The following is a 24,001-nucleotide window of genomic DNA, read 5'->3' on the forward strand; positions in this document are numbered from 1 at the left end:
AGCGGGTCCCGATTTTCGGTTGATGACCGGCGTCTCACGGGCTAACTCAACCGGCATGACTGTTACTGTTCGCTTCGCGCCGTCGCCGACCGGCCATATTCACATCGGCAATAGCCGTCCCGCGCTTTACAACTGGCTTTTTGCCAGAAAGATGGGCGGACAATTCATCTTGCGGTTCGATGACACGGACACCGTGCGATCGAAACAGGAATATGCCGTCTCGATCGAAAAGGATCTGCGCTGGCTGGGGATCGACCCGGACCGGACCGAACGCCAGTCCGACCGGTTGCCGACCTATGATGTCGCTGCCCGGAAGTTGAAGGACGCCGGCCTTCTCTATCCCTGTTACGAAACACCGGAAGAGCTGGAACGCCGCCGCTCGCGTCAGCGGGCACTCGGCCGGCCGCCGGTTTATGATCGCGCCGGCCTGAAGCAGAGCGAAGAAGAACGGGCTGCCTTCGAGGCCGAAGGCCGCAAGCCGCATTGGCGCTTTCTTCTGCCGAACCACGATGGTGACCCGTTTGAGACCCGGCGCACCGATGTTGCCTGGTCGGATCTCTGCCGCGGAGATCAGGCGGTTGATCTGGCATCCATGTCCGATCCGGTGCTGATCCGGGCCGACGGGTCCTACCTCTACACCTTCACGTCGATCGTCGATGACATCGAGATGGGTATCACTCACATCATTCGCGGCGAAGACCATATCTCCAACACAGGTGTTCAGATTGCGATCTTCGAGGCGATGGATGCAAAGCCGCCCGTCTTCGGTCATCACAACCTGCTGACAACGAGAGACGGCGAGGGGCTGTCGAAGCGCAAGGGCGCGCTGTCGATCGGCTCGCTGCGCGAAGCCGGACTGGAACCCATGGCGGTCGCGTCTCTGGCGGTCCTGACGGGTACAAGCCAGGCTGTCGAGCCGGTGCCGACAATGGCTGCTCTTGTCGAAAAATTCGACCTGACGAGCGTTTCCCGGTCCGCGGCTAAGTTTGATCCGGACGAACTGAAAGGGCTGAATGCCCGCCTGGTGCATGACCTTCCGCTTGAAGCGGTGTCAGACAGATTGGCTGCTCTTGGCATTGAGCCGAGCGAGGCCTTCTGGATGGCCGTCCGCGGCAATTGCGAGACAGTTGATGACGCGCTGACCTACTGGCAGATCATCACCGGTCCGGTTGAGAGCCGGATTGAGGATGAAGACCGGGATTTTGTCGCGCAGGCACGCGCCTTCCTGCCGGAAGGGGACATCACCGAGGAAAGCTGGGGCGCCTGGACGTCTGCCCTGAAAGCAGAGACTGGCCGCAAGGGCAGGGGGCTGTTCATGCCGCTGAGGCGTGTCCTGACCGGCATGGACCATGGCCCGGACATGAAGGCAATGTTGCCGCTTATTGGGAAACAAAAAATTCTGGACCGACTACCCTGACCGAATTCTTGCGGTCTGATGCATCTCGGAAACCGTCGTCATTGCTCTGGAAAACGGGTGCAAAGGCGGCGATTTCCGCGTCGTCTTCACTCTTTGAGGAACGTGTCGACAGCACAGGTAATCCGTCTCGAAGGTCCAGGCCGGAGATGGCGTCTTTACCTGCCTTGCCCAGTCTTTCGGTCGCCAGGCTGAGGCCTGCGGTCACATCGAAGCCTTTTTCCAGATTGAACAGCGTATCGGGATCTTCATAACGCGGCAGTTGGGCGCGTTGCAGGGGCGTGCGCGCCAGCGGCGAAGCCGCCCGGCCTTCATCCTCGAAGGTGCTGCCGCGGCTCGGCTGCAGGCTGCGTCGCGGCAGGCCGGCGCTGATATCCGAGAAAAACACCCGGCTGCCCGAACCTGTGCCGAGCTCTGTCCAGGCGGAGCGGGACTGGCTTGACCGGGTCTGGCGGCAACTGCATCCCTCGACATATTCGCTCTTGTAGCGGTTGGCGAAGGGCTGTTCGGAATAGAGTTCTCCGGCAAGCGACATCATCTGGGAGGGATCACCACCCGGATTGCGATAGACATAAAGTTCTGTCTGGGCAGCGGGGCAGATTTCCGAACAGCGCGCTTCGTCATTGGCAAACTGACGTTTGCCCGTGGAGTAGCTGACCGGGAAAAAATATCCGTCGCAGGTCCGAACGCACAAGGTCCGGAACATGCCGCCGGACGGCAGCCGGCGCTTGCTGCTGCTGCTCGTTGTTCTCGACTGCTTGCGCACAGTCGAGATCTCGCGGTCACCGGATGTTGCCGCCACAGGCTCGGCGCGGGATTGTGGGTTGAACAATCTTGCAAGCAGGGACCGAGGTTTGTCGCCGTCTGCCTGGGAGCGGTTATTTGCCGACTGTGTCCTGGCTGGCGCGTTGCAGTTCTGCTTTTTGATTGCAGCGCGCACCTGGCGGACGCGCTTGGCATTTCCTGAACCGCCACTGGACTTTGCGAGTTGCCGTTCAATAGCTTTCAGATTCCGGCGCATGCTCTTGATCTTCTTGTTGAGACCCTTGCATTTGGCCGAGGAAACCGTGGAACAGCCGAAGTGAGCCGCGTCGCGCTCGGCCGCACTCAGGGCTTTTTGCTGCTGGCGTTTGGCAGTGCTCCATTTTTTGGCTGCGGGCGATTGTGCCGAGGAGCCGGATTCCAGCCGTCGCAATTCGGACTTCAGGCTGGCGCAGCTCGCAGCTTCGGCCGCCTGAGCACACAGCACAAACACTGCGCCGGCCGCAATCGCGCGCGCCAAATTGATCGACCTGAAGGTCCCGCGACGTCCCATAACCTGTCCCCTACAGCGCCTTTCCCCACGCCGTACCGGCTTTAACCGTGTTGCACATCATCACTGCTGCACCAATCAATAGCAACCAAAGCTCTCACGTTAGGTTAATGGGGGTGCGGTCCGGCATCAGGGGGTGTCATGGTCGAGGGCTGCCTGATGCAGCCGGGCAAACAGGTCATCAAGCAGCGCTTTCTGGTCATCTGTCAGCGCATCTTCCAGCTGCCTGGAATAGGCCAGCGCTCGCGGCACGATGTCCTCATAAACAGCGATGCCCTCCTTGCTGAGCTTCAGGGTCTGTTCACGCTGGTCCTCGGGGTTTTTGACCCTCTGGATCAGATCCTGTTTTTCCAGAGCCGCGACGGCGCGGCTGACCTTGGTCTTGTGCATCGATGTCGCCTGACTGACGTCGCGAGCGGTCATTTCCCTGTGTTCCCCAAGCGTGGCAAGCACCCGCCATTCGGGAATGCCGATGCCATATGTGTCGGCATAGATCTTTGAAAAGGACCGGCTGACCGTCTCCGCCAGATGGTTGAGCCGGTAGGGCAGAAAATGGCGCAGCTGGAGAACCGGCTGGTCAGAAGAGGATCTGCGGGACGGGTCTGTGTTGGAACCCTTGTGTGCGGACATGAGCGGACTACCACCTCTGATTTTCGTTAAGCCTGTTCGAACGTGCAGAAGAACCTTGCCGCGTTCCGGCCATTTTCTAACACTAGCAAGTATAACCACTTGAAAATCGCGGCAATGACAACCCGGCCTGCTACGAAAAAGTGTGAGGTCGGCAAGCAAGAGCGGCGGAGAGCTTCGGTTGGGGAAGTCGAAAGACGGCATTTTACCGGACCTATCTGTTGATAAAAAAGGAATAGTTAAGGATTTCACAGGTGGAAAATTGCGAATCAGGCACGGAAGCTGAGACGCTACAGTCAACGGAAAAAGGCATGGCAAAGGCCGTGCGGAATGATGCAGGCAGTCAGGCAGCTGGCAGGAAAGCGAGACCGCGATGGTAGGGATGACAAAAAGGGCCGAGACGGCACCGGGCGCGAACGAAGAGTTCGTCGAGCTCGGACGCGGTTGTTATGCCTATAGCGCGGACGGATGCTCCAACACCGGCGTGGTGATCGGGGAGCGCGGCGTTCTTGTCGTCGACGGTCAGGCAACGGAGGCCCAGGCCGCCAAGGTTCTCGAAAAGATCCGGGAACTTACCGACAAGCCCGTCAAATCGGTGGTTCTGACACATTTCCATGCTGACAGCGCGATTGGCGCTCCCGCTTTTGAGGCAGGTGAGGTGATCGCGTCCGATCTCAGCCGGCGCATGATCGAGATGCGAGGTGCGGAAGATCTCCTTGTCTCCCGCGAACGGGATCCCGACCTCTTCTCGGATCTGCCCGCGGATGCGGGCTGCGTCATGCCGACCATGACGATTGCGTCGTCCATGTCCATCGATCTCGGCGGTCTGGATGTTCGCCTGATGCATCTCGGCCGCGGCCATACGATGGGGGATCTGGTTGTCTGGGTGCCTGCGAGCGGCGTGATTTATGCAGGCGACCTGGTCCAAAAATCTGCCAGCCCCTATTGCGGCGACGCCCACCTGGCCGATTGGCCGCGCGCGCTCGACAGGATCACTGCTTTCCGTCCCAGCGCACTGGTGCCGGGACGCGGCAGGGTGGCAAACGGTCCCCAGGCCGTTGCGACTGCGATCGAGACCACGCGCGATTACGTGACCACCTTGCGGGATGCGGCTGCGGCCTGCGTGGAACAGAGCCTTGGTCTCAAGGACACATTTTTCGCGGTCAAGGATACCCTGTCATCGCAGTTTGCATCCAGGGATGATTTTGATTTCCATCTGCCTTTGAACGTGGCGCGGGCCTATGACGAAGCGCTCGGCCTCGACCAGCCCCAGGTCTGGACGCGTGAACGCATCGCCGATCTGAAAGACGCGCTCGACGGCTCTGTCCCGGCTGCAGCTGAAGCTGTCACCGAGCCTGCTGTCGAGGAGCCAGTCGAAGACGCTGCAGCCGACGCGGCCGAAAGCGCCGGTGCTGTTGACAACGCGGCCCAGTCCGCCCCGGACCTTGTCTCCGACAGCGACTTTGCCGCGTCCCTCGCATTGGATGCGGCCGAAGACGGCACAGACGCAGAAGAGTCTCTGGATCTGACAACGGAAGACATGGTCGAAACCTCCGAAGAAACCGGTGAAGCGCAAGAGGACCCGGCCGACGCCGACAACAAGGTCCTGGAAGAGGCACGCTGACGATTTTTTTGACGGTTGACCGGCAAACTTGCACGCGCCCTTGGGCGCGTGTTTGTTTTTTGTCTTCACGGTTGACCACGCCGCCGTGATCCCCACATGAGTGGCATTCCCGATCAGGAGGATTATATGCGTTTTTTCATCGCCGCCACTTTGGGCCTTGCCCTGATGTTTCAAGGTGCCGGGGCTGCCCTTGCCGCGGATGAACCCGATCTCATCTTCAAGAAATCAACCGTCTGGAAATTTCTGACCCCGGATCACAAACTGGCCACCTATGCCATTGACGATCCGATCGTGGACGGTGTGGCTTGTCATTTCACGGTTCCTGAAAAGGGCGGTGTCTCTGGCTGGCTTGGTGTGGCCGAAGAGGTCTCCGACGTTTCGCTGGCCTGCCGCCAGGTCGGCCCGGTGACGATCAAGGAGAATTTCGAGCAAGGCGAGGAAATGTTCCGTCAGCGGCGCTCGTTCATGTTCAAGAAGATGCAGATCGTGCGCGGCTGTGATGCAAAGCGAAATGTACTCGTTTATCTGGTCTATTCGGACAAGCTGATCGAAGGCAGCCCGAAAAACTCAACCTCGACCGTGCCTCTGATGCCCTGGGGTGACCAGATGCCACCTAAATGCGGGGATTTCGTCAAGGGGTGATTGCCAGAGCCCGGGATCTGCCGGTTATTCTGCGTCCAGACTTTCCAAATGTTTGGCGACGGGAAGGTCTTCACCGGAACAGAAATGCTTGTAGAGCATGGCCATGATGTCTTTGACCGGTTCGCTCGCCAGTCGATAGTAGATCGTGGTGCCTTCGCGGCGAGTTGATACAAGCCCTTGAGCCCGCAGAAGGGCCAGCTGCTGCGAGACGGTCGGCATCCGCATGCCGGTCTTCTCGGCGAGCTCGCCAACGGAGCGCTCTTCCTCCAGCACCAGGCACATCAGCAGCAATCGCGGCGCGGATGCCATCATCTTCAAGAATTCCGCCGCGGATTCCGCTTTGTCTTCAAGTGCTGTGTAGTCCATCTTCGAATCTTGCCAAACAACCGACCGAACTTCAAACTAACACGTTTGTGTTGCTCTTGCTGTCTTTTAGATGCGTCCGGCAACCGTGACAATGATATTGCCATTGCCGCAACCGGTGCCGGTGGTCAGGCACATGCCCTTCTGCTGGGCTTCCTGCCCAAACGCCTTGGTGCCGTCAGTGATGGCAAGGATGGCGGCGAAAGGGGCGCCGAAGACCAGGGCGAGAAAGATCAGGACAAAGATGCGGTTCAACATGGGGCTCTCCAGATGGCAATCCGTTATCGATTGACTGGAGAATAGGCGCGCGCCCTTGAACCCATGCTGAGCGCTGCATTCAGCTGCCGTTCAGCTTTCTAAACGAGAATAGTTCTTAAATTTTTCAATAGGTTATGGTCAGAGGTTCTGAGTCATGGCTGTTCTCAACGCTTCCAGCAGCACCTTGTCACGGCCATAAATGTCTTTTCTGAAATGGGTCGAACCATCCTTGTTCATCCATGCTGTCAGGTAAGTCAGATGGACTTCGATGGGAGCAGCCGGCTTGATAACCGTCCGTTTTTCGCTGTCCCGGATCGTTTCCCAATGCCCTGGATTGGCGTTGACATCGGCAAGGAGCACGTCTGCCAGCTTGAACGGATTGGACACCCGAATACAGCCGTGACTGAAGGCGCGCTCGGCGCGTGAAAACAGCGATTTTGACGGTGTGTCGTGAATGTAGATGTTGAACCGGTTCGGGAACATGAACTTGATCCGCCCAAGGGCGTTGCCGTCGCCCGGGTCCTGGCGCAGGCGGAACGGAAAATTGCCGCCGGAGTAGCTGTTCCAGGCCACCTGGGTCGGGGTGATTTCAGTGCCGTCCTGGAAGACGCGGATCTGTTTGCCGCTGAGCGCGGAGGCATTCTGCTTCAGCTTCGGCAAGTATTCCTTGGTGGCGATGGAATAGGGGACGTTCCAGAAAGGATTGATCTCCACATATTCAAGCTGATCGGAGAAGACCGGCGTGGCGTGATAGGGCTTGCCGACGACAACGCGCGCCGTGTGGATGGTCTTGCCGTTGCGCACCACTTTCAGGTTCTGGTCGGCCAGATTGGAGAAGATGTAGAACGCGCCCAGATCATCGCGCATCCAGCGGCGGCGCTCCATGTTGAGCTCCATCTGGATCAGCTTCTCCTGCAGGGGAATGTTCAGTTTGGCGAGCGTGTTCTTGCCGATCACCCCGTCAGTTGCGAGGCCATGATATTCCTGAAACGTCTTCACTGCCTCGACAAGGGCCCCATCATAGGCCTCGCCACTGTGGTCCGCAGCGCCGGGGATATCCTCTTCGATCAGCCGCTGTCGCAGGACGGCAATCCTGGGATCGTCCATGCCGGGTTTCAGCACGTCCCCGTCCGGCACGGGCGTGAAGCCGCCATCAGCTGCCTTTTCGCGAAACTGGGCGAGACGCCTCTTCAGCCGGGCGTAGTTGTCGGATTGCGGTGCCAGACTGTCGAGAAAGGCGCTGAAGTCTTCCGACCGGGCGACGGCCTCAAACAGGTTTTTCGGGTCTGGCCTGTCCGGAAACAGGTTCAGTGCCTTGTTGACGGCGTTGGGCTGGACCCGGCCAGAGGAGAGGTGGGTCGCGTAGCGCAGGAACTGGACGGAGAGGTCGATGTCGAAGCGGGCCCAGTCCTGCTCGCTGGTGGCGGTTTCGGACCGCTTGATGAAGCCGAGCGGATCGTAATTGTTCGGATTGAGCGCGTGTTCATTGGCGGCGGCCATGGCAGCGATCGTCAGATGGGCGTTCTCGGTCAGCCCGTCTTCGGTAAACCAGACCGGCGCGAAGGCCCGTTCGCCATAGTGCAGGACAAGACCTTGATTGAGGTCCGGGGACATTTCTGACTGGATCGCCCTGGCGATCGGAGTTTGCGGCTCCAGAAACTGTGGCGGGGGGACGACCTGGGTTTCGGAGGGCGCCGTCTCCGACTGAGCCCATGAAGGACTGCCTGTCAGCCCTCCGGTCAAGGTGATGCACAGCGCCAGAGCGATTGACGCGCGGCTATTCCGGCCGGACCACAAGTTATCCATCGGAAATTCCCCCTCTGATTCCCAATAGTCGAAGTTTAGGGCAGTTCTGGTGAGGCGCCAACGCCACAGGGGGCGGGATTTGCTCTTTCCTGCCATTTGCAGCCTTGACCGGCTTCCAATTTCCGGTCCATAAAGCCCGCCATGATGACGGCCACACGGAACATCATTTCGATCACCATTATTTGCAGCTAGCGACACCGCTGGCTGTGGCCGTTCCCTCTTGGCAAAAATTCCTCTGAGACGGATCGCCCGGCCAGCCGGCCAGGAGACCGTTTGACATGAGCGCCGCTGAGACAGAAAAATCCGGCACTTTCAAGGGCTTGAAGCTCACCAATACATTGACGCGCGCCAAGGAGGATTTCCGCGCGATCGATGACGAGAACGTGCGTCTCTATGTCTGCGGACCGACGGTTTACGACTACGCCCATATCGGCAATGCCCGGCCGGCCATCGTCTTCGATGTGCTGTTCCGCCTGCTGCGCCAGCTCTATGGTGCGGATCATGTCACCTATGCGCGCAACATCACCGACGTCGATGACAAGATCAACGCGCGGGCTTTGCGCGATCATCCGGCCCTGCCGCTGAACGAGGCAATTGCGCTGGTCACCAAAAAGACGGCCGATCAGTATCACAAGGACATCAAGGCCCTTGCGGTGCTGGAGCCGACATTCGAGCCACGGGCGACCCAGCATATCGACGGCATGGTGGAGATGATCGCCACGCTGATTGAAAAGGGGCATGCTTATGCAGCGGGCGGCGAAGTGCTGTTCGACACGGCCTCGATGCCCGACTATGGCGGACTGTCTAAACGCAAGCTCGATGAGCAGCTGGCCGGTGCCCGTATCGCCGTCGATGAACACAAGAAAAACCCGGGCGACTTCGTGCTCTGGAAGCTCTCTTCGGACGAGGAACCGGGCTGGGAGAGCCCTTGGGGGCGTGGACGCCCTGGCTGGCACATCGAGTGCTCGGTCATGAGCGCTCATCATCTCGGCAAGGTGTTCGACATTCACGGTGGCGGTCTGGATCTGATCTTCCCGCACCATGAAAACGAGATCGCTCAGTCGTGCTGCGCAAACGACACGACCACCATGGCCAATTACTGGATGCACAACGGCTTCCTGCAGGTGGAAGGCCGGAAGATGTCCAAGTCCGAGGGCAATTTCTTCACCATTCAGGAGCTTCTGGAAACGGAGAGTTTCGGCGGGCGCAAATGGCCTGGCGAAGTCCTTCGCATGGCCATGCTGATGACCAATTACCGCGAACCGATCGACTTCTCCCAGCGCAAGCTGGAGGAGGCGGAGAACCTGCTTGCGCGCTGGCCGGATCCGGTGGCAACCGATGCAGCCCCTGCAGCGGAAGTCCTGGAGCCGATGCTGGATGATCTGAACACCTCTGCGGCCATTCAGGCGCTGCACGCGCTTGCGGTCGAGGCGGCCAAGGATCCGGCCAAATTGGAAACCTATTCCGCCTCCGCTGCTCTGCTGGGACTGGGACCGGTTCAGGCGGATCTCAGCGGTATCGATGAAACTGCCGTCCAGGCGGCCATCGATCAACGGCTGGAGGCGCTCAAGGCCAAGAACTGGTCCGAGGCTGATGAGATCCGCAATGAACTGACCTCTCAGGGAATTCTGCTAAAGGATTCAAAAGACTCAGCAACCGGCGAGCGCGTGACCACCTGGGAAGTCAAGCGGTGAGGATTGTGCCGACGGACACCCAGAGCACCCCCCTCTGTCCCTTTCAGGGACATCTCCCCCGCAAGGGGGGAGAGGGGTGGCTGCCGTGCTGTCTTGCCAGTAACCTGTCACGCAGTGTTGGCGCATTTGCAGATCTGGAGGTTTGCTTCGTCCAAAGCGAGCAACTTGATGCGAGAGAAATGCCGCTTGCTCCCTTCTCCCCCCTTGCGGGGGAGATGTCCGCCGTTGCGGACAGAGGGGGGGTACAAACTTGGTAGAGCATGCAGACCTCGAGCCTTCCTGGCGGATTTACTCAATGCCTCATCGTCAAATCTCAAGAGGCCTCAGGGCAAACGCGAGAACGCTTCGTTCGAACATGACCGATGCCGAGAAAAAACTTTGGCACGTTTTGCGCGCGCATCGGCTAGAGGGCATTCCGTTTCGACGTCAGATGCCAATTGAAGGCTACATCGTTGACTTCGCTGCGCCGTCCTATCGATTGATCGTTGAACTGGACGGTTCACAGCATGCTGAAACCCCGGATGTGAAGCGTGATCAGGAAAGAGATCTTGTTCTTGGCTCACAAGGCTGGACGGTCCTCCGTTTCTGGAATTCGGACGTCCGGACAAATCTCGACGGTGTCTGCCGGAAAATTCTCGAAACTTGTGGCAAGGAGCATTGCTGATGGCTGAAGGTGCAGAACACCATACGGGCGGTTGCCAGTGCGGCGCGGTGCGGTTCAGGGTAACCGGCCTGCTGGGCAAGGCTTCCATTTGTCATTGCAGGATGTGCCAGAAGGCCTTTGGCGGGTTCTATGCGCCCCTGGTCAGCATTCGTGACGAGGCTGAACTCACCTGGACACGCGGTGAACCGAAACGTTTCCAGAGCTCCAACGTGGTTGCCCGCGGGTTTTGCGAGGCCTGTGGCACGCCGCTCACCTATGAGGCACCTGATGGCGTTGCCATTGCCATCGGCGCTTTTGACAAACCGTCCGACATCGCGCCGGTGATCCAGTATGGCGTGGAAGGCAAACTGCCTTACACCGACCACATGGCCGAGATCCCCGCCCGCCTGACGGAAGAGGATGTCGAGACCGCGGCCTTTCTCGCGAGTATCGTCTCGAACCAGCATCCCGACCACGACACAGACACCTGGTCGCCGGTCAAGCCCGACGAAAACCAGAACGGCTAAACAAAAAAACAACGCGCGACCCAGGAAACGCCCATGACCAAGGAACGCCTCTATCTCTTCGACACCACCTTGCGCGACGGTGCGCAGACCAGTGGTGTCGACTTTTCGGTGAACGAAAAGGTCGTCATTGCCGAGCTGCTGGAACGTCTGGGCGTTGACTACATCGAGGGCGGTTATCCCGGCGCCAATCCGACCGACACGGAATTTTTCGGCGAAAAGCGCACGGAGACGGCTACCTTTACCGCATTTGGCATGACCAAGCGGGCTGGCCGGTCGGCTGCCAATGATCCGGGGCTGCAGCAGATCCTGTCTTCCAGTGCGGATGCCTGCTGTTTCGTCGCCAAGGCCTGGGACTATCATGTCCGCGTCGCGCTCGGCTGCAGCAATGAGGAAAATCTCGATTCGATCTATGAGACCGTGATTGCTGCGGTCAATGCCGGCAAGGAAGCCATGATCGACTGCGAGCATTTTTTCGACGGTTTCAAGGCCAATCCCGATTACGCGCTCGATTGCGCCCGAACCGCCTATCATGCCGGAGCCAGATGGATCGTCCTGTGCGACACCAATGGCGGCACGTTGCCGGATGAGATCTTCGATATTGTGACCAAGGTCCAGGACGTGGTTCCGGGCTCTCACCTCGGCATTCACACCCATGACGACACCGGCCACGCGGTTGCCAATTCCCTGGCAGCCGTCGACGCCGGTGTACGCCAGATCCAGGGCACATTGAACGGGCTTGGAGAGCGGTGTGGCAACGCCAACCTGATCACCCTGATCCCGACCCTGAAACTGAAACCTGCCTTTTCCGACCGTTTGGAGATCGGCGTCAGTGATGACCAGTTGAAGGCGATCACTTCAATTTCGCATGCCTTTGACGAGATCCTGAATCGGTCCCCGGACCGGCAGGCGCCCTATGTCGGCGAAACCGCCTTTGCCACCAAGGCCGGCATTCATGCCTCGGCGATCCTGAAGGATCCGCAGACCTATGAACACGTGACACCGGAAAGCGTCGGCAATGCGCGCCGCGTTCTGGTCTCGGATCAGGCTGGAAAGAGCAACCTCCTGGGAGAACTCGGCCGGGTCGGCATCGAAGTCGACAAAAGCGACCCGAGGCTTGACCGCTTGCTCGCCAAGGTCAAGGAGCGGGAAGCGGAAGGCTATGCCTATGAGGCGGCCGATGCGTCTTTCGAGTTGCTGGCGCGCCGCGAGCTGGGCGAAGTGCCGCGCTATTTCGATGTCAATTCCTTCCGGGTGATGGTGGAGCGTCGTTTCAATGCCATCGGCGATCTGATCACCGTGTCGGAAGCTGTGGTCAAGGTCGACATTGACGGCGAGACTCGCATGTCGGTCGCAGAGGGCAACGGCCCTGTCAACGCGCTCGACATGGCTCTCAGGAAGGATCTCGGCAAGTACCAGTCGGCGATCGAGGGGCTCGAACTGATTGACTACAAGGTGCGAATCCTGAACGGTGGCACCGGCGCTGTGACGCGCGTCCTGATCGAAAGCCACGACACCAAGAACCATCGTCGCTGGTTCACGATCGGGGTCTCCTCGAACATCGTCGACGCCTCATTCCAGGCCCTCGTCGATTCCATCACATTCGCGCTTTTGAAGGCTGACGCGGTCTGAACAGACTGCGGCATCACTTTGCGCCAGAAAGGCTTTTTCATGTCGCAGACGGGCACTGAGACCGAGGCGCAGGCTGAATTCCGTCAAGGGTTGATGTTCGGGCTTGCCGCCTATGGCATGTGGGGCTTCTTCCCGGCCTATTACAAACTCACCGACACGATTTCCGCTGATCTCGTGGTGTCGCACCGTATCCTGTGGTCCGTCCTGTTTGTCGGCCTGTTTCTCTATTTGCGCGGCCGCTGGCCGGAAGTTCGCGAAGTGTTTCGACAGCCCAAGGTCCTGAAGGGCCTTGCTGCGTCAGCAAGTTTCATTGCCGTCAACTGGTTGGTGTTTGTCTGGGCCATTGCCAATGACCAGGTGCTGGACATTTCCCTCGGATATTTCATCAATCCGCTGGTCAGCATCGTGGTTGGTCTCGTTGTGCTGCATGAACGGCTTTCGATCGGGCAGGGGGCAGCCGTCGCCATTGCCGCGATAGCGGTGGTTCTGCAGGCGGTTCTGGCCGGGGGGCTGCCCTGGGTGTCGCTGGTTCTGGCTTTTTCCTTTGCCGGATACGGCTATGTGCGCAAGGTTACGCCAGTCAAGGCGACGCCAGGCCTCTTTGTCGAAACCCTGCTGCTGTTTCCACTTGCAGTCGGCTATGTGCTGTTGAGCCTGAGCTGGGGGGAGGATGCCCTGGTCCTGAACGATCTGCCCGTGTTGGCAGCGCTTGCCGGAACAGGGATCGTGACGGCATTGCCGCTGATCTGCTTTTCCTCGGCGGCCCGCCGCCTGCCGCTCTTCATGATCGGGCTGATGCAGTATATCGCGCCATCCATCCATTTCCTGATGGCGGTCTATGTCTGGGGCGAGCCGCTCGATCAGACCAAGCTGATGACCTTCCTGATGATCTGGGGCGCTCTGGTGGTCTTCACCTATGACAGCTGGCGACGCTATCGCCGCCAGGCGCGTGCTCAGCCGGTTGCGACCAGCTGACCACGTCCGGTGCGCTTGGCGGTGTAGAGCCTGTGATCGGCCACTTTGAGCGCTTCGCCAAACTGTCCGGGCTCAAGCTCGGCAATGCCGATACTGGTCCGCATAAGGTGCTCTTCACCGTCATGGCGCACCGGTGAGGTCTGAATTGAATCCAGCAGGCCCTGCAGCGCCTCGACGACTTCCTCTTCGCTGCGGTCACAGAAAACGACACAGAACTCGTCACCGCCGAGACGGGCAACCACATCGTTGCCCTTGGAGAGCTTTTTCAGGTGCTGCGCAAAGCTTGTCAGCACGGCATCGCCGAAATCGTGGCCGAGCGTATCGTTGATACCCTTGAAGGAATCGAGGTCCATCAGGGCAAGCCAGTGCTTGTTGTTCTCGCTCGCTTGCCACTTCTTGATGGCCTTGGTGACCTCGTCGAGAAGAAATCGGCGATTGTAGAGCCCGGTCAGCGCGTCCTGCATCGCCATATTGTTCAGTTCCTCGATGCGGTAAATGTAATCGAGGTTTTGGGACACCCGCAGCAGCAGCTCTTCCGGTGAACAGTTCTTGTCGACAAAATCGGCGGCGCCGTATTTCAGGAACCGCACCCGGTTGTCGGAGTTGGCGAAGGAGGACATGCCGATGACACCGACCTTCTCCGGATCGTGCACCCGCCGCACGGCCTTCAGGAAGGCGAAGCCGTCCTTGTCCGGCATGAAGTAATCGGCCAGGACCAGCTTGATGTCCTTGTGATCCTTCAGGGTCTGGAGTGCTTCGTCCGTGGACGCCGCCTGGTAGACCTTGTAAAGATGCTTCGAAACGATCCGCGAGATAGCATCACGTTCGACGCCTGAATCGTCCAGGATCAGAATGCCGATCTTCGGGTTCTGTGCCAGTTTGCGGATCAGTTCCGCCACATAATTCAGGCTGCCCGGGCTGTCTTTCAGAACGTAGTCGATGACGCCTTTTTCCAGCATCTTGCTGCGGGTCTTGGCATCGAACCGGCTGGTGAAGACGATGGTCGGGATCTTGAACTGGTCGCACAGGTCGACAATCTCGCCGTCCGGCGCATCGGGCAGGGTCAGGTCGACCAGCGCAAGGTCCGGCTCTCCGATCGGAAGGTTCAGGCAGTTTTCCGCTTCTTCATAGTTGCGTGCAACCATGATCTGGTGTCGGCCGACTTCATGCAGTTTTTTGACGATCGCCTTTTCAAAAAACGATGCGTCTTCAACCAAAAGGGTAGTTTGCATGGAGCATGCCTGTTCTTGCGGTATTTGTCCTGACCGTACTATCCAATTCTGACAACTTCAATTTGGTTAAAGATAATAATTCACAGCTTCGCACCGGAAACCTAAACTCATTTTTCTTGCAGGAGCTTAGAGTTTGTCTACCGAAGTCAGTTCCCCTGCGGAAGGTGTGGGAGTGCCGGCAGCAGCCTTGCGCAGCATTGGCAGGATCTCGTCCACATTGCGCGCGACCAGATACGGGACTTCGGTGTCCGGCCGGATGTAACCTTGTGCACGCATGTGGTCGAGCAGTTCCAGAAGCGGCGACCAGAAGCCGTTGATGTTGGCGAGGACAACGGGCTTTCGGTGCTGGCCAAGCTGGGCCCAGGTCATCATTTCCACCGCTTCTTCCAGCGTGCCGATGCCACCTGGCAGGGCAATAAAGGCGTCGGCGCGCTGAAACATAAGGTGCTTGCGCTCATGCATGTCGTCGGTGATGACGAGATCTTCGAGCGTCTCCAGCATGACTTCCCGTTTTTCCAGGAAACGCGGAATGATTCCCGTGACTTTTCCGCCTGCTTCCAGTGCAGCATTGGCAACGGTGCCCATGAGGCCGACCGAACCGCCGCCATAGACCAGGCGAAGCCCTGCTTCGGCGATGAGCTGGCCAAGCCGGGTGGCCGCAGCCTCGTGAGACTGGTCCGAGCCAAAGCTGGAGCCGCAATAGACACAGACGCTTGTGAGTTGTTTTTGAGAAACCGTATTCATGACGCAAAGGTGTGGCATTGAGTTCGCCTGAAGGTCAAGCATTCTGTTTGAAAGCCCTTGGCTCTTAAGCGGGTTTTCTTGCCGCGCCCTGAAAAGAGAGCTATGCATGGGCAGGATCGGAATTTGTGTCAGCGGCATTTCAGGCAGCATCAGCGACCGTTTGATCGGAACCGCGGGTTTGGTCCGATGCGAAGCGGCACAGGGGAACAGGAAAAATGAGCGCGGCAGGGGCGCTCTCCGGCAGGAAAATCAATGAACAAGAAAACACTCGTCTGGACTTTGATCGTGGCTGTGCCGGTTGGGCTTGCTGCGCTGGCAACCGCCTATGTCTACCGGGACACCGGCAAGCTGCCCTTCCAGCAGGCGGCCGAAACCACCACCGCGCCCGCAGGGCAAACCGAAAACGGCCAGGTCGAAACCGCGGCATCCCCACAGGACGCGAGCGCTCCGGAAGAAACTGCGCAGTCTGAAAGCGCACCTGATCAGGATCAGAGCGCCAAGGGACCGAGCTTCGACGTTGTCGGCGTGGAGCCCACGGGTGAGACCGTGGTCGCAGGCCGGTCGGATGCAGGTGCCATTGTCGCACTGACTGCAAATGGCAAGGTGGTCGGCAAAAGCATTGCCAACGAGGCCGGGGAGTGGACCATCATCCTCGATGAGCCGCTCAAACCGGGCGACTATGATGTGGGTCTGGAAGTTCATGACGAGGCGGGCGATCCGGTGGCCACGTCCGAAGAACGCCTGGCCGTATCGCTACCGGAAGGCGGCAAGGAACAGCCGCTGGTCGTCTTGAATTCGCCGGATGGGCCGTCCGACGTTCTGCAGAAACCGGAAACGGAACAGCAGGTCGCCGCGGTCCAGCCTGAGCAGGAACCGCAACAGCAGGCCGCTGCTGAACCGACAGCGCCGACCGGAGACGCAGCACCTCAGAACACGCAAGCAGCTTCTGCCCCGCAAGCGGATGACAGCCAGCAGCCTGAAACATCTGCCTCGCAACAGGCAAAGGCTGAACCGGCCGCTCCGGCGGCAGAGCAAGTCGCAGCAGCCTCGCAGGAAAGCCAACCGGCATCGAGCGACCAGACCGCACCGGCTGCCCAGGCAGAGGCAGGCGAAGCGGAAACGGCGTCAGGTGACGCAGCTCAGGTTGCGGCAGCAGAAGGCACCGGCAACACCTCCCAGCCAGAGGCAACCGAAACGGCTGCCACAACGGCTTCGGATAATGGATCAGCACCTGCAGCCGCAGAACAGACGGCGGCCGCCGCGCAGACGCCGGAGACAGATGCTGGCGAAGAAACGCAAGTGGCGAGCCGGTCTGTCCAGCCATCCGAGCCGGCACAGTCCGAAGAACAGCCAGCCGCTGCGGCGAGTGAACAACCGGCGTCTCAAGGGGAACAGGCTCCGGCCGACAATCAGCCGGTGGAGGCTACGGCGCCTGCTACGTCAGCGCCTCAGCCTGAGGCGGCGCCGGCAGAACCGACTGTCACGGTTGAGGCCGTCGAGTCGGAGACCGACAAGGTCTTTGTAGCCGGAACGGGTGAGCCGGGCTCCTCTGTTCGCGTCTATGTCGGCGACGAGTTCCAGGGCGAGGCCGAAGTCAATGCCAGCGGCAAGTGGCTGGTTCAGGGCACCAAGAACATTGCCGAGGGCAATGTTGAAGTGCGTGCCGACCTGATTGCGGAAGACGGCAATGCCGTGGATGCGCGGGCCGCCGTCACCTTCGAGAAGGAACAGGACAAGCAGATCGTTCTGACAAAGGTCGTCGCCAGCGGCGCCAGCGGCGATGCCGCGGGGCAGGGTGCGGAAGTCAAGAAGACCCTGCCGGTGGTGATCATCCGCAAGGGCGACAATCTCTGGCGCATTTCACGCCGTCTCTATGGGGAAGGGGTTCGCTACACGACCATCTATCAGGCGAACCAGGACCAGATTCGTAATCCTGACCTGATCTATCCAGGTCAGGTGTTCCTGACACCGGAAGGCGATCTGAACTGGAAGCAGCCGGTCGAAAACAACGGCTAAACCAGCCAGGCGGATGACAAAAAACAAAGGCAGTGACCCCCGGGGTCTCTGCCTTTTCTCTTTGGCCCTTGTTTTTCGAAGTACTCATCGCATATTTACGATGAAACAATTTGCTGTGAAGAGAAAGGCCACCGCATGAGCGGGAGCGAGGCATCTGAAAAGACGGGTTGTCAGGGTGCATCCGAATGCGTTGCAGCTTGTGAAGATCTGGCCGCCGTCTTTCGGGCCCTGGGCCACCCGGCGCGTCTTGCCATCGTCAAGCAGCTGGCAACGCGCAAGGAGGCGTGCTGCGGCGAGATCGTCAATCATCTGCCCCTGGCGCAATCAACCGTTTCCCAGCATTTGCAGGTCCTCAAGGACGCAGGCCTGTTGATTTGCGATACGCGCGGCCGGAATTGCCACTATCTGCTCAACCGGGAAAAACTCGACCAGTCGGAAACCCTCTCTCAGGGGTTCTGGAACGCGCTGCGCTCCCGCGAGGAAGACATGGTCGGCGGCGAATTGACTGCTGAAAAGCCTCAGACGTAAAAGCGAGATGGCCGTGCAAGAGCGGCCCGGAGAAACTGCGTGACAGATCGATCAGCCACCGCGCCGCAAAAGCCTGCTTCCGCGGCATCCGGCAGCCCGTCCGACAAGCAAAACAAACAGAAGGCCGTCAGCGCCGACGCAGGCAGCACGCTGACAACGCTTGCCAATCTCTGGCCCTATATCTGGCCATCGGACCGACCCGATCTGAAGAAGCGTGTTCTGCTGGCCGTCTTTGCGCTGGTGATCGCCAAATTCGTAACGGTGTTGTCGCCCTATTTTTTCGCCTGGGCGACCGACGCCCTGACCGGTGAGGTGGCGGATCTGCCGCCGTTCCTGGTGGCACCGATCATGCTGGTTCTGGCTTACAACGCCGCACGCGTCCTGGCCGTTGCCTTCAACCAGTTACGGGACGCACTTTTTGCCCGCGTGGGCCAGCATGCCGTCCGTCAATTGGCGATCCTCACATTCCAGCATCTGCACCAGCTCTCGTTACGCTTCCATCTGGCGCGCCGCACCGGCGGCCTCAGCCGTGTGATCGAGCGTGGCGTAAAGGGCATTGAGTCGATCGTGCGGTTCACGATCCTCAACGGGTTCCCGACAGTTCTGGAATTCGCCATCATGGCGGCGGTCATCTGGTACCAGTTTGGCTTCTTCTACGTCGTCGTCGTGGCAGTCATGATTGCGGCCTATGTCTGGTTCACTGTCAAATGTTCCAACTGGCGCATCGAAATCCGGCGCGAGATGAACGACAGCGACACGGATGCCAATTCAAAGGCCATCGACAGCCTCCTGAATTTCGAAACGGTGAAGTATTTCGGCAACGAGAAGATGGAAGCCGAACGGTTCGACGTGTCGATGGCGAAGTATGAAAAGGCGGCCACCAAGACCTGGACGTCTCTTGCCTGGCTGAACCTTGGTCAGTCCGTCATCCTTGGCATCGGCATGGCGGTTTGCATGGCCCTGTCCGCCAGAGCGGTGCTGGCAGGCGAGCAGAACATCGGCGACTTTGTCCTTATCAACGCGCTCCTGATGCAGATTTCCATTCCCCTCAACTTCATCGGCTTTCTGTACCGGGAAATCCGTCAGGGCCTGGCCGACATCGAATCCATGTTCGATCTGCTGCTCGTGCCGGCCGAGATCAAGGACAAGCCTGATGCCGGCCCGCTTCAGGCCGTCGAAGGCAACATCGCCTTCAGGAATGTGCGCTTTCATTATGATGAAGACAGGCCGATCCTGAAGGGCGTCGATTTTGAGGTCCCGGCCGGCAAGACGGTCGCGATCGTCGGGCCGTCCGGCGCCGGAAAGTCGACGATCTCCAGGTTGCTGTTCCGGTTTTACGACGTGACGGACGGCGCCGTGGACATTGACGGCCAGGACGTGCGTGACGTCACCCAGGAGAGCGTGCGCCACGCCATCGGAATGGTGCCGCAGGATACGGTGCTCTTCAACGACACTATCGCCTACAACATTCGCTACGGTCGTCCGGACGCGACAGATGAGGAAGTGCGCGAGGCGGCGCGCATGGCGCAGATCCACGACTTTATCGAGAAGCTGCCACAGGGCTATCAGTCGGAGGTTGGCGAACGTGGCCTGAAACTGTCCGGTGGTGAAAAACAGCGCGTGGCGATTGCCCGCACGATCCTGAAATCACCGCCGATCCTGATCCTGGACGAAGCGACCTCCGCGCTCGACACGCATACGGAGCGGGAAATTCAGTCGGCGCTGGACGAAGTGTCCCAGAACCGTACCACGCTGGTGATTGCGCACCGCTTGTCCACCGTGGTCAATGCCGATCAGATCATCGTGCTGGAAGCCGGCGAAATTGCCGAGCGCGGCACCCATCTCGAGCTGCTCGACAAGGACGGCCTCTATGCCTCCATGTGGGCGCGGCAGCGTGAGGCGGATGAGGCAGAGGAACGGTTGCGGGCCGCTCGCGAAAATGACGATCTTGGCATCATTACGCGTGGCCAGACAGCAGACTACGTTCCGGCAAAGTAGGGCAGGCCGCGGTTGTTGGAAAAAGGAAAGCCGGATCGGACTGATCCGGCTTTCCGTTGGCGCACACGCGCTCACCGACGAAGCTTCCTGGGTCTCTTCTCACGCGCAGGGGACATCAGTTGGAGTGATGCGGCAGATCAGCCCTTGAGCTGTGCCTTGAACTTGCCGATCTTCAACGCAGCTTCGGCAGCCTCACGGCCCTTCAGCACGAAATGTTCGCGATAGATCGTCATGTGATGGTCCGTCTCCTGGAAGTGGTGCGGGGTCAGGGAGACAGAGAGAACGGGAACACCCGTTTCGAGACCGGCCTGCATCAATCCGCTGACAACGGCCTGGGCCACGAAATCGTGCCGGTAGATACCGCCATCGACGACAAGGGCTGCAGCTGCAATGGCCGCATATTTGCCGGTGCCGGCAAGGTCCTTTGCCGCGAGCGGCATTTCAAAGGCACCGGGAACGTAAAATACATCAATCTCTTCAGCTGGAATGATCTGTTGGAATCCCACGAGGGCCTGGTCGACAATGTCAGCATGCCAGCCGGCTTTGATGAAGGCATAGCGGGTGTGTGTCATATGTAATCTCCGTTCTTTGTGACACGTCACCCAAGGCGATCACATGCACTCGTGCCACAGATGTGGTCCGACCGCAGTTTCTCTTTCATCCGGACTATGACCGTCGGCCCAGGAATCTCACCTGATCTGCATGACCGCTCACAATTGAGCGCGCTCGCGGGCTTGCAGCTCGAGCCACTTACCGCCGGTGGGGAATTTCACCCCGCCCTGAGAACGGAGCGTATGTGGCAGGCGTCGAACGACAAGGCAAGGCTTAAAGACGCCACAGGATATGACAAATTGGTCAGGGCGGGGCAGGGCCCCGGACCGGCCGCGCCAGGGCGACCGGTGTTTGTTTCGAATTGGCCTAGGGTTGGCCTAGGCAGCCCTGTTCTGGACATCGCCACAATCGTTGACCGGCTCGAGAACCGAAAAACTGGCCTTGCGAACGGACTGACGACCGGAAAAAGCAGTCTGGATCAAGCCCGACAGAGCACGGCTCAAAGCGCGCAGTTCCCGGTTGCGGGCAGCGCGGGCGCGGGTTTCGTAGATATCGCCTGAGTGCAGCATGATGGTCTCCTTCGCGTTTGGTGACCTCTATATGGCATGTTGCGTCACTTCGAATAATCAGGCTAAAATCGAAATCATTCTTCGAAAGTATGGAATAATGAGAATTGAAGACCTGCAGTTCTTCATCCGCATTGCCGAACTCGGCAGCCTGTCAGGGGCCGGCCGCGAAATCGGGTTGTCCCCCTCCGCGGCCAGCGCCCGATTGACGACCCTGGAAAAGGTTTTCGGTGCGCAGTTGTTTGCCAGGACAACACGGCGAACGACACTGACCGAGGCCGGGCGGATCTTGCTCCAGCACGGACGTGCGGCGGTGGATGAAATCGATCAGGCGCGATCCGTTCTGGAGGCGACTACGGAAGCACCCCGCGGGTCGTTGAGAATCTCCTGCAACACGTTTTTCGGCCGAAAGCACATCCTTCCCTATCTCGTCGAGTTCCGCACGCTCTATCCCGATATTCAGCTGGAAATGGACATCTCCGACCGTATGGTCGACCTGATCGAGGAAGGCTACGACATTGCCATCAGGGGCGCTCCGCTCGCCGATTCCTCGCTTCTGGCACGTCGGCTCGGCGGCAACCCGAGGGCGCTTTGCGCTTCACCGGACTATCTGGCCCGCAAGGGCATCCCGACGAATCCCGAGGATCTGGTCAATCATGATTGCATCAGCCTGCCGTCGGTTCCTGTCTGGTACTTTAACGGCCCGGAAGGCGAGGTCGGGTTTGAGGTTCAAAAACCGGTCATCAAGGGTGACAGCGGCGATCTGACCTATGATGCGGCGCTCCACGGACTGGGACTGAGCCTGAAGTCACTGGCCCATGTCTGGGAAGACCTGCGCGACGGCCGGCTGGTCGCCGTGATGGAAGATTACAAGGTTGCCAGGACCGGCGCGATCTGGGCGGTGTATCCACCCAGCCAGTTCGTTCCGCCCAAAGTGACCGCCTTCGTTGACTTCCTGATTTCCAAATACGGACGACCGCCTTACTGGGATACCGACTACCGGGCACCCGAAGCGGTGAATTTGGGGGAAAGGCCTGCAAAGCTTAGCTGATTTTCCGCGAAAATCGGTTCTCTTTCGGCCAAAAAGCCTCTAGAAGCGGAGCAACAACAAGTGCAACTGGTGCATGTCGGGCAACCGCCCTGCAGGTCTCGCGAACCGGGATCCGTAACGCACCCGTTCTGACAACGGAAACAAAGATGTCGATAGTCGATTCCATCACCAAGGCCGTGGTGCCGATCCATCGTGAAGGCTGGCCCTTCGTGGCGATTGCTTTGGTGGCAACCCTGGTGATCGGATATTTCATCAGCCCGCTGTTCTGGATCGGGCTAATCCTGACCGGCTGGGTCTGTTATTTCTTTCGTGACCCCAAACGGGTGACACCTGTGGCAGACGGCCTCGTCGTATCTCCGGCGGACGGTGTGGTCAGCCTTGTCGGCCTGGCTCGGCCTCCGGCGGAACTGGAACTCGGCACTGAACCGTTGATGCGTGTGTCCGTTTTCATGAACGTGTTCAACTGCCATGTGAACCGGGCCCCGATCGGTGGCAAGGTCCTTCGTGTGGCCTATCGGGCAGGGGCGTTCCTGAATGCCGAACTCGACAAGGCCAGCGAACAGAACGAGCGCAATGGCCTGGTGATAGAGGCGGGCGACACCCGGATTGGCGTGGTCCAGATCGCAGGTCTCGTGGCGCGGCGGATCGTGTGTTTCTCACGCGAGGGCGAAGAGCTTGCCGCAGGCGAACGCTTTGGCCTGATCCGTTTCGGCTCACGGCTTGACGTCTATTTTCCGGCCGATACCCAGCCCAAGGTGGCCCTTGGCCAGACGATGATTGCGGGCGAAACCGTGCTTGCCGATCTGTCGCAGCCGCAGGCTCCGGCACAGCAATTGACCCGTGTGAGCTGAGGGCACAGTGGACGATACATCCGACAAGAGCACAGACCGCCCGGGCCAGACCCCGCGCTTTCGCCGGGTTCCTTTGCGCCTGATCATCCCGAACATGGTGACGCTGCTGGCGCTGTGTTCCGGTCTCACCGCTGTTCGCATGGCGTTTGAGGGACGATGGGAATTTGCGGTCGGAGCGGTTCTTGTCGCGGCGGTGCTGGACGGCCTGGATGGCCGGGTTGCACGCATGATGAAGGGCACGTCCCGCTTTGGTGCGGAGCTCGACTCCCTGTCGGATTTTGTCAATTTCGGCGTCACGCCAGCGCTGATGCTCTATCTCTGGATCCTGAAAGAGGCGGGAAATCTCGGCTGGATTGCAGCCTTGATCTTCGCCATTTCCGCGGCCCTGAGGCTGGCGCGTTTCAACGTGGCGCTGGATGATCCCAACAAGCCGGCATGGGCATCCCGGTTCTTCACCGGCGTTCCGGCGCCGGCGGGCGCCCTGACGGTGCTGCTGCCGCTCTATCTGGATTTCCTCGGCCTGTTTCCGCACTGGTTTGCCGATGATGCCTTTGTCGCCGCCTATACGATCGGCATCGCCTTCCTGTTGATCAGCCGTCTGCCGACCTATTCGGGCAAGACGCTGGGGACGCGTGTCCGGCGCGACTATGTGCTGCCGCTTTTCGTCTTTGCGGTCCTCATTGTTGCGCTCACCGTGAGTTACCCGTTCCGGATGCTGGCCGGTGGTGCCGTCCTCTATCTGTTGTCGATTCCCTTCTCCTGGCGGGCCCATCGCAAGCTGGTTCAGGCAGAGGCGGACATGGCACTCGACGATGATGGCGACGAATGCGACACCGATCTCGATGATCTGGCCGACCGGGACAAGGATCACGGCGGCTGAGACTGTTTCCGGCCTGCGCTCGCAAACCGGGTTTCAAGCTTTGCAAATGTGGGACACTTAAAGCGCCTC

At 59.4% G+C, this 24,001-nt stretch carries 23 protein-coding genes and 1 riboswitch; of the genes, 14 read left to right on the top strand and 9 right to left on the bottom strand.

What is annotated here, in order from left to right; genetic code table 11:
• Positions 1-55 precede the first annotated feature (55 nt).
• Positions 56-1,417 (top strand): glutamate--tRNA ligase, encoded by a 1,362-nt coding sequence (gltX, locus tag ACO6TG_RS25975; protein WP_422375851.1) that lies wholly within the window; start codon positions 56-58, stop codon positions 1,415-1,417.
• Here the strand turns inward: gltX and ACO6TG_RS25980 are convergent.
• Both ACO6TG_RS25980 and ACO6TG_RS25985 read right to left on the bottom strand, forming a co-directional pair.
• Positions 1,380-2,729, bottom strand: a complete 1,350-nt coding sequence (locus tag ACO6TG_RS25980; protein WP_422375852.1) for a DUF2865 domain-containing protein — start codon at positions 2,727-2,729, stop codon at positions 1,380-1,382. The genes gltX and ACO6TG_RS25980 overlap by 38 nt on opposite strands.
• A gap of 126 nt (positions 2,730-2,855) precedes the next feature.
• Positions 2,856-3,356, bottom strand: coding sequence for a MarR family winged helix-turn-helix transcriptional regulator (locus ACO6TG_RS25985; RefSeq protein ID WP_422375853.1), 501 nt, complete (start codon positions 3,354-3,356; stop codon positions 2,856-2,858).
• Positions 3,357-3,735: 379 nt separating this feature from the next.
• Between ACO6TG_RS25985 and ACO6TG_RS25990 the strand changes: the two genes are divergently transcribed.
• On the top strand, positions 3,736-4,977 hold the full coding sequence (locus ACO6TG_RS25990; protein ID WP_422375854.1) for an MBL fold metallo-hydrolase: 1,242 nt from the start codon (positions 3,736-3,738) through the stop codon (positions 4,975-4,977).
• Between the two features lie 126 nt (positions 4,978-5,103).
• On the top strand, positions 5,104-5,619 hold the full coding sequence (locus tag ACO6TG_RS25995) for a CreA family protein (protein WP_422375855.1): 516 nt from the start codon (positions 5,104-5,106) through the stop codon (positions 5,617-5,619).
• Between the two features lie 24 nt (positions 5,620-5,643).
• Here ACO6TG_RS25995 and ACO6TG_RS26000 read toward each other — a convergent pair whose 3' ends face one another.
• The 3 genes from ACO6TG_RS26000 to ACO6TG_RS26010 form a co-directional block, all read right to left on the bottom strand.
• Positions 5,644-5,985 carry an ArsR/SmtB family transcription factor gene (locus ACO6TG_RS26000; RefSeq protein ID WP_422375856.1) on the bottom strand — a complete coding sequence of 114 codons (342 nt, stop codon included), beginning with the start codon at positions 5,983-5,985 and terminating at the stop codon, positions 5,644-5,646.
• A 66-nt stretch (positions 5,986-6,051) separates the two neighbouring features.
• Positions 6,052-6,240 carry a sugar transporter gene (locus ACO6TG_RS26005; RefSeq protein WP_422375857.1) on the bottom strand — a complete coding sequence of 63 codons (189 nt, stop codon included), beginning with the start codon at positions 6,238-6,240 and terminating at the stop codon, positions 6,052-6,054.
• 138 nt (positions 6,241-6,378) lie between these two features.
• On the bottom strand, positions 6,379-8,046 hold the full coding sequence (locus ACO6TG_RS26010) for a L,D-transpeptidase family protein (protein WP_422375858.1): 1,668 nt from the start codon (positions 8,044-8,046) through the stop codon (positions 6,379-6,381).
• A gap of 278 nt (positions 8,047-8,324) precedes the next feature.
• Between ACO6TG_RS26010 and cysS the strand changes: the two genes are divergently transcribed.
• From cysS to rarD, 5 genes are all read left to right on the top strand, one after another.
• Positions 8,325-9,740, top strand: a complete 1,416-nt coding sequence (gene cysS, locus ACO6TG_RS26015) for a cysteine--tRNA ligase (RefSeq protein ID WP_422375859.1) — start codon at positions 8,325-8,327, stop codon at positions 9,738-9,740.
• Between the two features lie 295 nt (positions 9,741-10,035).
• Positions 10,036-10,404: an endonuclease domain-containing protein gene (locus ACO6TG_RS26020; protein ID WP_422378955.1), complete on the top strand. Its 369-nt coding sequence runs from the start codon at positions 10,036-10,038 to the stop codon at positions 10,402-10,404.
• The gene (locus ACO6TG_RS26025) at positions 10,404-10,910 is read left to right on the top strand and encodes a GFA family protein (protein ID WP_422375860.1); all 507 of its coding nucleotides are present in this window, start codon (positions 10,404-10,406) and stop codon (positions 10,908-10,910) included. The genes ACO6TG_RS26020 and ACO6TG_RS26025 overlap by 1 nt, the downstream gene beginning before the upstream one ends.
• A 33-nt stretch (positions 10,911-10,943) precedes the next feature.
• The gene (gene cimA / locus ACO6TG_RS26030) at positions 10,944-12,539 is read left to right on the top strand and encodes a citramalate synthase (protein ID WP_422375861.1); all 1,596 of its coding nucleotides are present in this window, start codon (positions 10,944-10,946) and stop codon (positions 12,537-12,539) included.
• A gap of 39 nt (positions 12,540-12,578) precedes the next feature.
• On the top strand, positions 12,579-13,514 hold the full coding sequence (gene rarD, locus ACO6TG_RS26035; RefSeq protein WP_422375862.1) for an EamA family transporter RarD: 936 nt from the start codon (positions 12,579-12,581) through the stop codon (positions 13,512-13,514).
• Here rarD and ACO6TG_RS26040 read toward each other — a convergent pair.
• Together ACO6TG_RS26040 and ACO6TG_RS26045 are read right to left on the bottom strand one after the other, a co-directional pair.
• Positions 13,493-14,746 carry a diguanylate cyclase gene (locus ACO6TG_RS26040; RefSeq protein ID WP_422375863.1) on the bottom strand — a complete coding sequence of 418 codons (1,254 nt, stop codon included), beginning with the start codon at positions 14,744-14,746 and terminating at the stop codon, positions 13,493-13,495. The two genes, rarD and ACO6TG_RS26040, sit on opposite strands and share 22 nt — an antisense overlap.
• A gap of 126 nt (positions 14,747-14,872) precedes the next feature.
• Positions 14,873-15,508 carry a TIGR00730 family Rossman fold protein gene (locus tag ACO6TG_RS26045; RefSeq protein WP_422375864.1) on the bottom strand — a complete coding sequence of 212 codons (636 nt, stop codon included), beginning with the start codon at positions 15,506-15,508 and terminating at the stop codon, positions 14,873-14,875.
• Between the two features lie 234 nt (positions 15,509-15,742).
• Here ACO6TG_RS26045 and ACO6TG_RS26050 point away from each other — a divergent pair, with 234 nt between their 5' ends.
• The 3 genes from ACO6TG_RS26050 to ACO6TG_RS26060 all read left to right on the top strand — a co-directional run bounded on the left by ACO6TG_RS26050 (position 15,743) and on the right by ACO6TG_RS26060 (position 20,032).
• A complete protein-coding gene (locus ACO6TG_RS26050; protein WP_422375865.1) occupies positions 15,743-17,506 on the top strand; it encodes a LysM peptidoglycan-binding domain-containing protein in 1,764 nt (587 codons plus the stop codon).
• Positions 17,507-17,641: 135 nt separating this feature from the next.
• Positions 17,642-18,034, top strand: a complete 393-nt coding sequence (locus tag ACO6TG_RS26055; RefSeq protein WP_422375866.1) for an ArsR/SmtB family transcription factor — start codon at positions 17,642-17,644, stop codon at positions 18,032-18,034.
• 150 nt (positions 18,035-18,184) lie between these two features.
• The gene (locus ACO6TG_RS26060; protein WP_094074481.1) at positions 18,185-20,032 is read left to right on the top strand and encodes an ABCB family ABC transporter ATP-binding protein/permease; all 1,848 of its coding nucleotides are present in this window, start codon (positions 18,185-18,187) and stop codon (positions 20,030-20,032) included.
• 137 nt (positions 20,033-20,169) lie between these two features.
• Here the strand turns inward: ACO6TG_RS26060 and ACO6TG_RS26065 are convergent, their stop codons facing one another.
• Together ACO6TG_RS26065 and ACO6TG_RS26070 are read right to left on the bottom strand one after the other, a co-directional pair.
• Positions 20,170-20,604 (bottom strand): 6,7-dimethyl-8-ribityllumazine synthase, encoded by a 435-nt coding sequence (locus ACO6TG_RS26065; RefSeq protein ID WP_422375867.1) that lies wholly within the window; start codon positions 20,602-20,604, stop codon positions 20,170-20,172.
• Positions 20,605-20,676: 72 nt separating this feature from the next.
• A riboswitch (FMN riboswitch) is annotated at positions 20,677-20,823 on the bottom strand.
• A 138-nt stretch (positions 20,824-20,961) separates the two neighbouring features.
• Complete coding sequence (locus tag ACO6TG_RS26070) at positions 20,962-21,153, bottom strand: hypothetical protein (protein ID WP_422375868.1); 192 nt, start codon at positions 21,151-21,153, stop codon at positions 20,962-20,964.
• 97 nt (positions 21,154-21,250) lie between these two features.
• Between ACO6TG_RS26070 and ACO6TG_RS26075 the strand changes: the two genes are divergently transcribed.
• The 3 genes from ACO6TG_RS26075 (at position 21,251) to ACO6TG_RS26085 (ending at position 23,932) form a co-directional block, all read left to right on the top strand.
• On the top strand, positions 21,251-22,201 hold the full coding sequence (locus tag ACO6TG_RS26075; protein ID WP_422375869.1) for a LysR family transcriptional regulator: 951 nt from the start codon (positions 21,251-21,253) through the stop codon (positions 22,199-22,201).
• A 146-nt stretch (positions 22,202-22,347) separates the two neighbouring features.
• Positions 22,348-23,052 (top strand): phosphatidylserine decarboxylase, encoded by a 705-nt coding sequence (locus ACO6TG_RS26080; protein WP_094070250.1) that lies wholly within the window; start codon positions 22,348-22,350, stop codon positions 23,050-23,052.
• A gap of 7 nt (positions 23,053-23,059) precedes the next feature.
• Complete coding sequence (locus ACO6TG_RS26085) at positions 23,060-23,932, top strand: CDP-alcohol phosphatidyltransferase family protein (protein ID WP_422375870.1); 873 nt, start codon at positions 23,060-23,062, stop codon at positions 23,930-23,932.
• The last annotated feature ends 69 nt before the right edge of the window (positions 23,933-24,001 follow it).

The organism is Roseibium sp., from assembly GCF_965233565.1.
Lineage (GTDB): Bacteria > Pseudomonadota > Alphaproteobacteria > Rhizobiales > Stappiaceae > Roseibium.

Excerpts from the sequence above, each read along its gene's own strand:
- ACO6TG_RS26075 (WP_422375869.1), top strand. The coding sequence starts at position 21,251 with ATGAGAATTGAAGACCTGCAGTTCTTCATCCGCATTGCCGAACTCGGC.
- rarD (WP_422375862.1), top strand. The coding sequence starts at position 12,579 with ATGTCGCAGACGGGCACTGAGACCGAGGCGCAGGCTGAATTCCGTCAA.
- ACO6TG_RS25990 (WP_422375854.1), top strand. The coding sequence starts at position 3,736 with ATGACAAAAAGGGCCGAGACGGCACCGGGCGCGAACGAAGAGTTCGTC.
- ACO6TG_RS26025 (WP_422375860.1), top strand. The coding sequence starts at position 10,404 with ATGGCTGAAGGTGCAGAACACCATACGGGCGGTTGCCAGTGCGGCGCG.
- cimA (WP_422375861.1), top strand. The coding sequence starts at position 10,944 with ATGACCAAGGAACGCCTCTATCTCTTCGACACCACCTTGCGCGACGGT.
- ACO6TG_RS26055 (WP_422375866.1), top strand. The coding sequence starts at position 17,642 with ATGAGCGGGAGCGAGGCATCTGAAAAGACGGGTTGTCAGGGTGCATCC.
- ACO6TG_RS26005 (WP_422375857.1), bottom strand. The coding sequence starts at position 6,240 with ATGTTGAACCGCATCTTTGTCCTGATCTTTCTCGCCCTGGTCTTCGGC.
- ACO6TG_RS26040 (WP_422375863.1), bottom strand. The coding sequence starts at position 14,746 with ATGCAAACTACCCTTTTGGTTGAAGACGCATCGTTTTTTGAAAAGGCG.
- ACO6TG_RS26045 (WP_422375864.1), bottom strand. The coding sequence starts at position 15,508 with ATGCCACACCTTTGCGTCATGAATACGGTTTCTCAAAAACAACTCACA.
- ACO6TG_RS25980 (WP_422375852.1), bottom strand. The coding sequence starts at position 2,729 with ATGGGACGTCGCGGGACCTTCAGGTCGATCAATTTGGCGCGCGCGATT.
- ACO6TG_RS25985 (WP_422375853.1), bottom strand. The coding sequence starts at position 3,356 with ATGTCCGCACACAAGGGTTCCAACACAGACCCGTCCCGCAGATCCTCT.
- ACO6TG_RS25995 (WP_422375855.1), top strand. The coding sequence starts at position 5,104 with ATGCGTTTTTTCATCGCCGCCACTTTGGGCCTTGCCCTGATGTTTCAA.
- ACO6TG_RS26080 (WP_094070250.1), top strand. The coding sequence starts at position 22,348 with ATGTCGATAGTCGATTCCATCACCAAGGCCGTGGTGCCGATCCATCGT.
- ACO6TG_RS26050 (WP_422375865.1), top strand. The coding sequence starts at position 15,743 with ATGAACAAGAAAACACTCGTCTGGACTTTGATCGTGGCTGTGCCGGTT.
- ACO6TG_RS26070 (WP_422375868.1), bottom strand. The coding sequence starts at position 21,153 with ATGCTGCACTCAGGCGATATCTACGAAACCCGCGCCCGCGCTGCCCGC.
- cysS (WP_422375859.1), top strand. The coding sequence starts at position 8,325 with ATGAGCGCCGCTGAGACAGAAAAATCCGGCACTTTCAAGGGCTTGAAG.
- ACO6TG_RS26065 (WP_422375867.1), bottom strand. The coding sequence starts at position 20,604 with ATGACACACACCCGCTATGCCTTCATCAAAGCCGGCTGGCATGCTGAC.
- ACO6TG_RS26020 (WP_422378955.1), top strand. The coding sequence starts at position 10,036 with ATGCCTCATCGTCAAATCTCAAGAGGCCTCAGGGCAAACGCGAGAACG.
- ACO6TG_RS26010 (WP_422375858.1), bottom strand. The coding sequence starts at position 8,046 with ATGGATAACTTGTGGTCCGGCCGGAATAGCCGCGCGTCAATCGCTCTG.
- ACO6TG_RS26000 (WP_422375856.1), bottom strand. The coding sequence starts at position 5,985 with ATGGACTACACAGCACTTGAAGACAAAGCGGAATCCGCGGCGGAATTC.
- gltX (WP_422375851.1), top strand. The coding sequence starts at position 56 with ATGACTGTTACTGTTCGCTTCGCGCCGTCGCCGACCGGCCATATTCAC.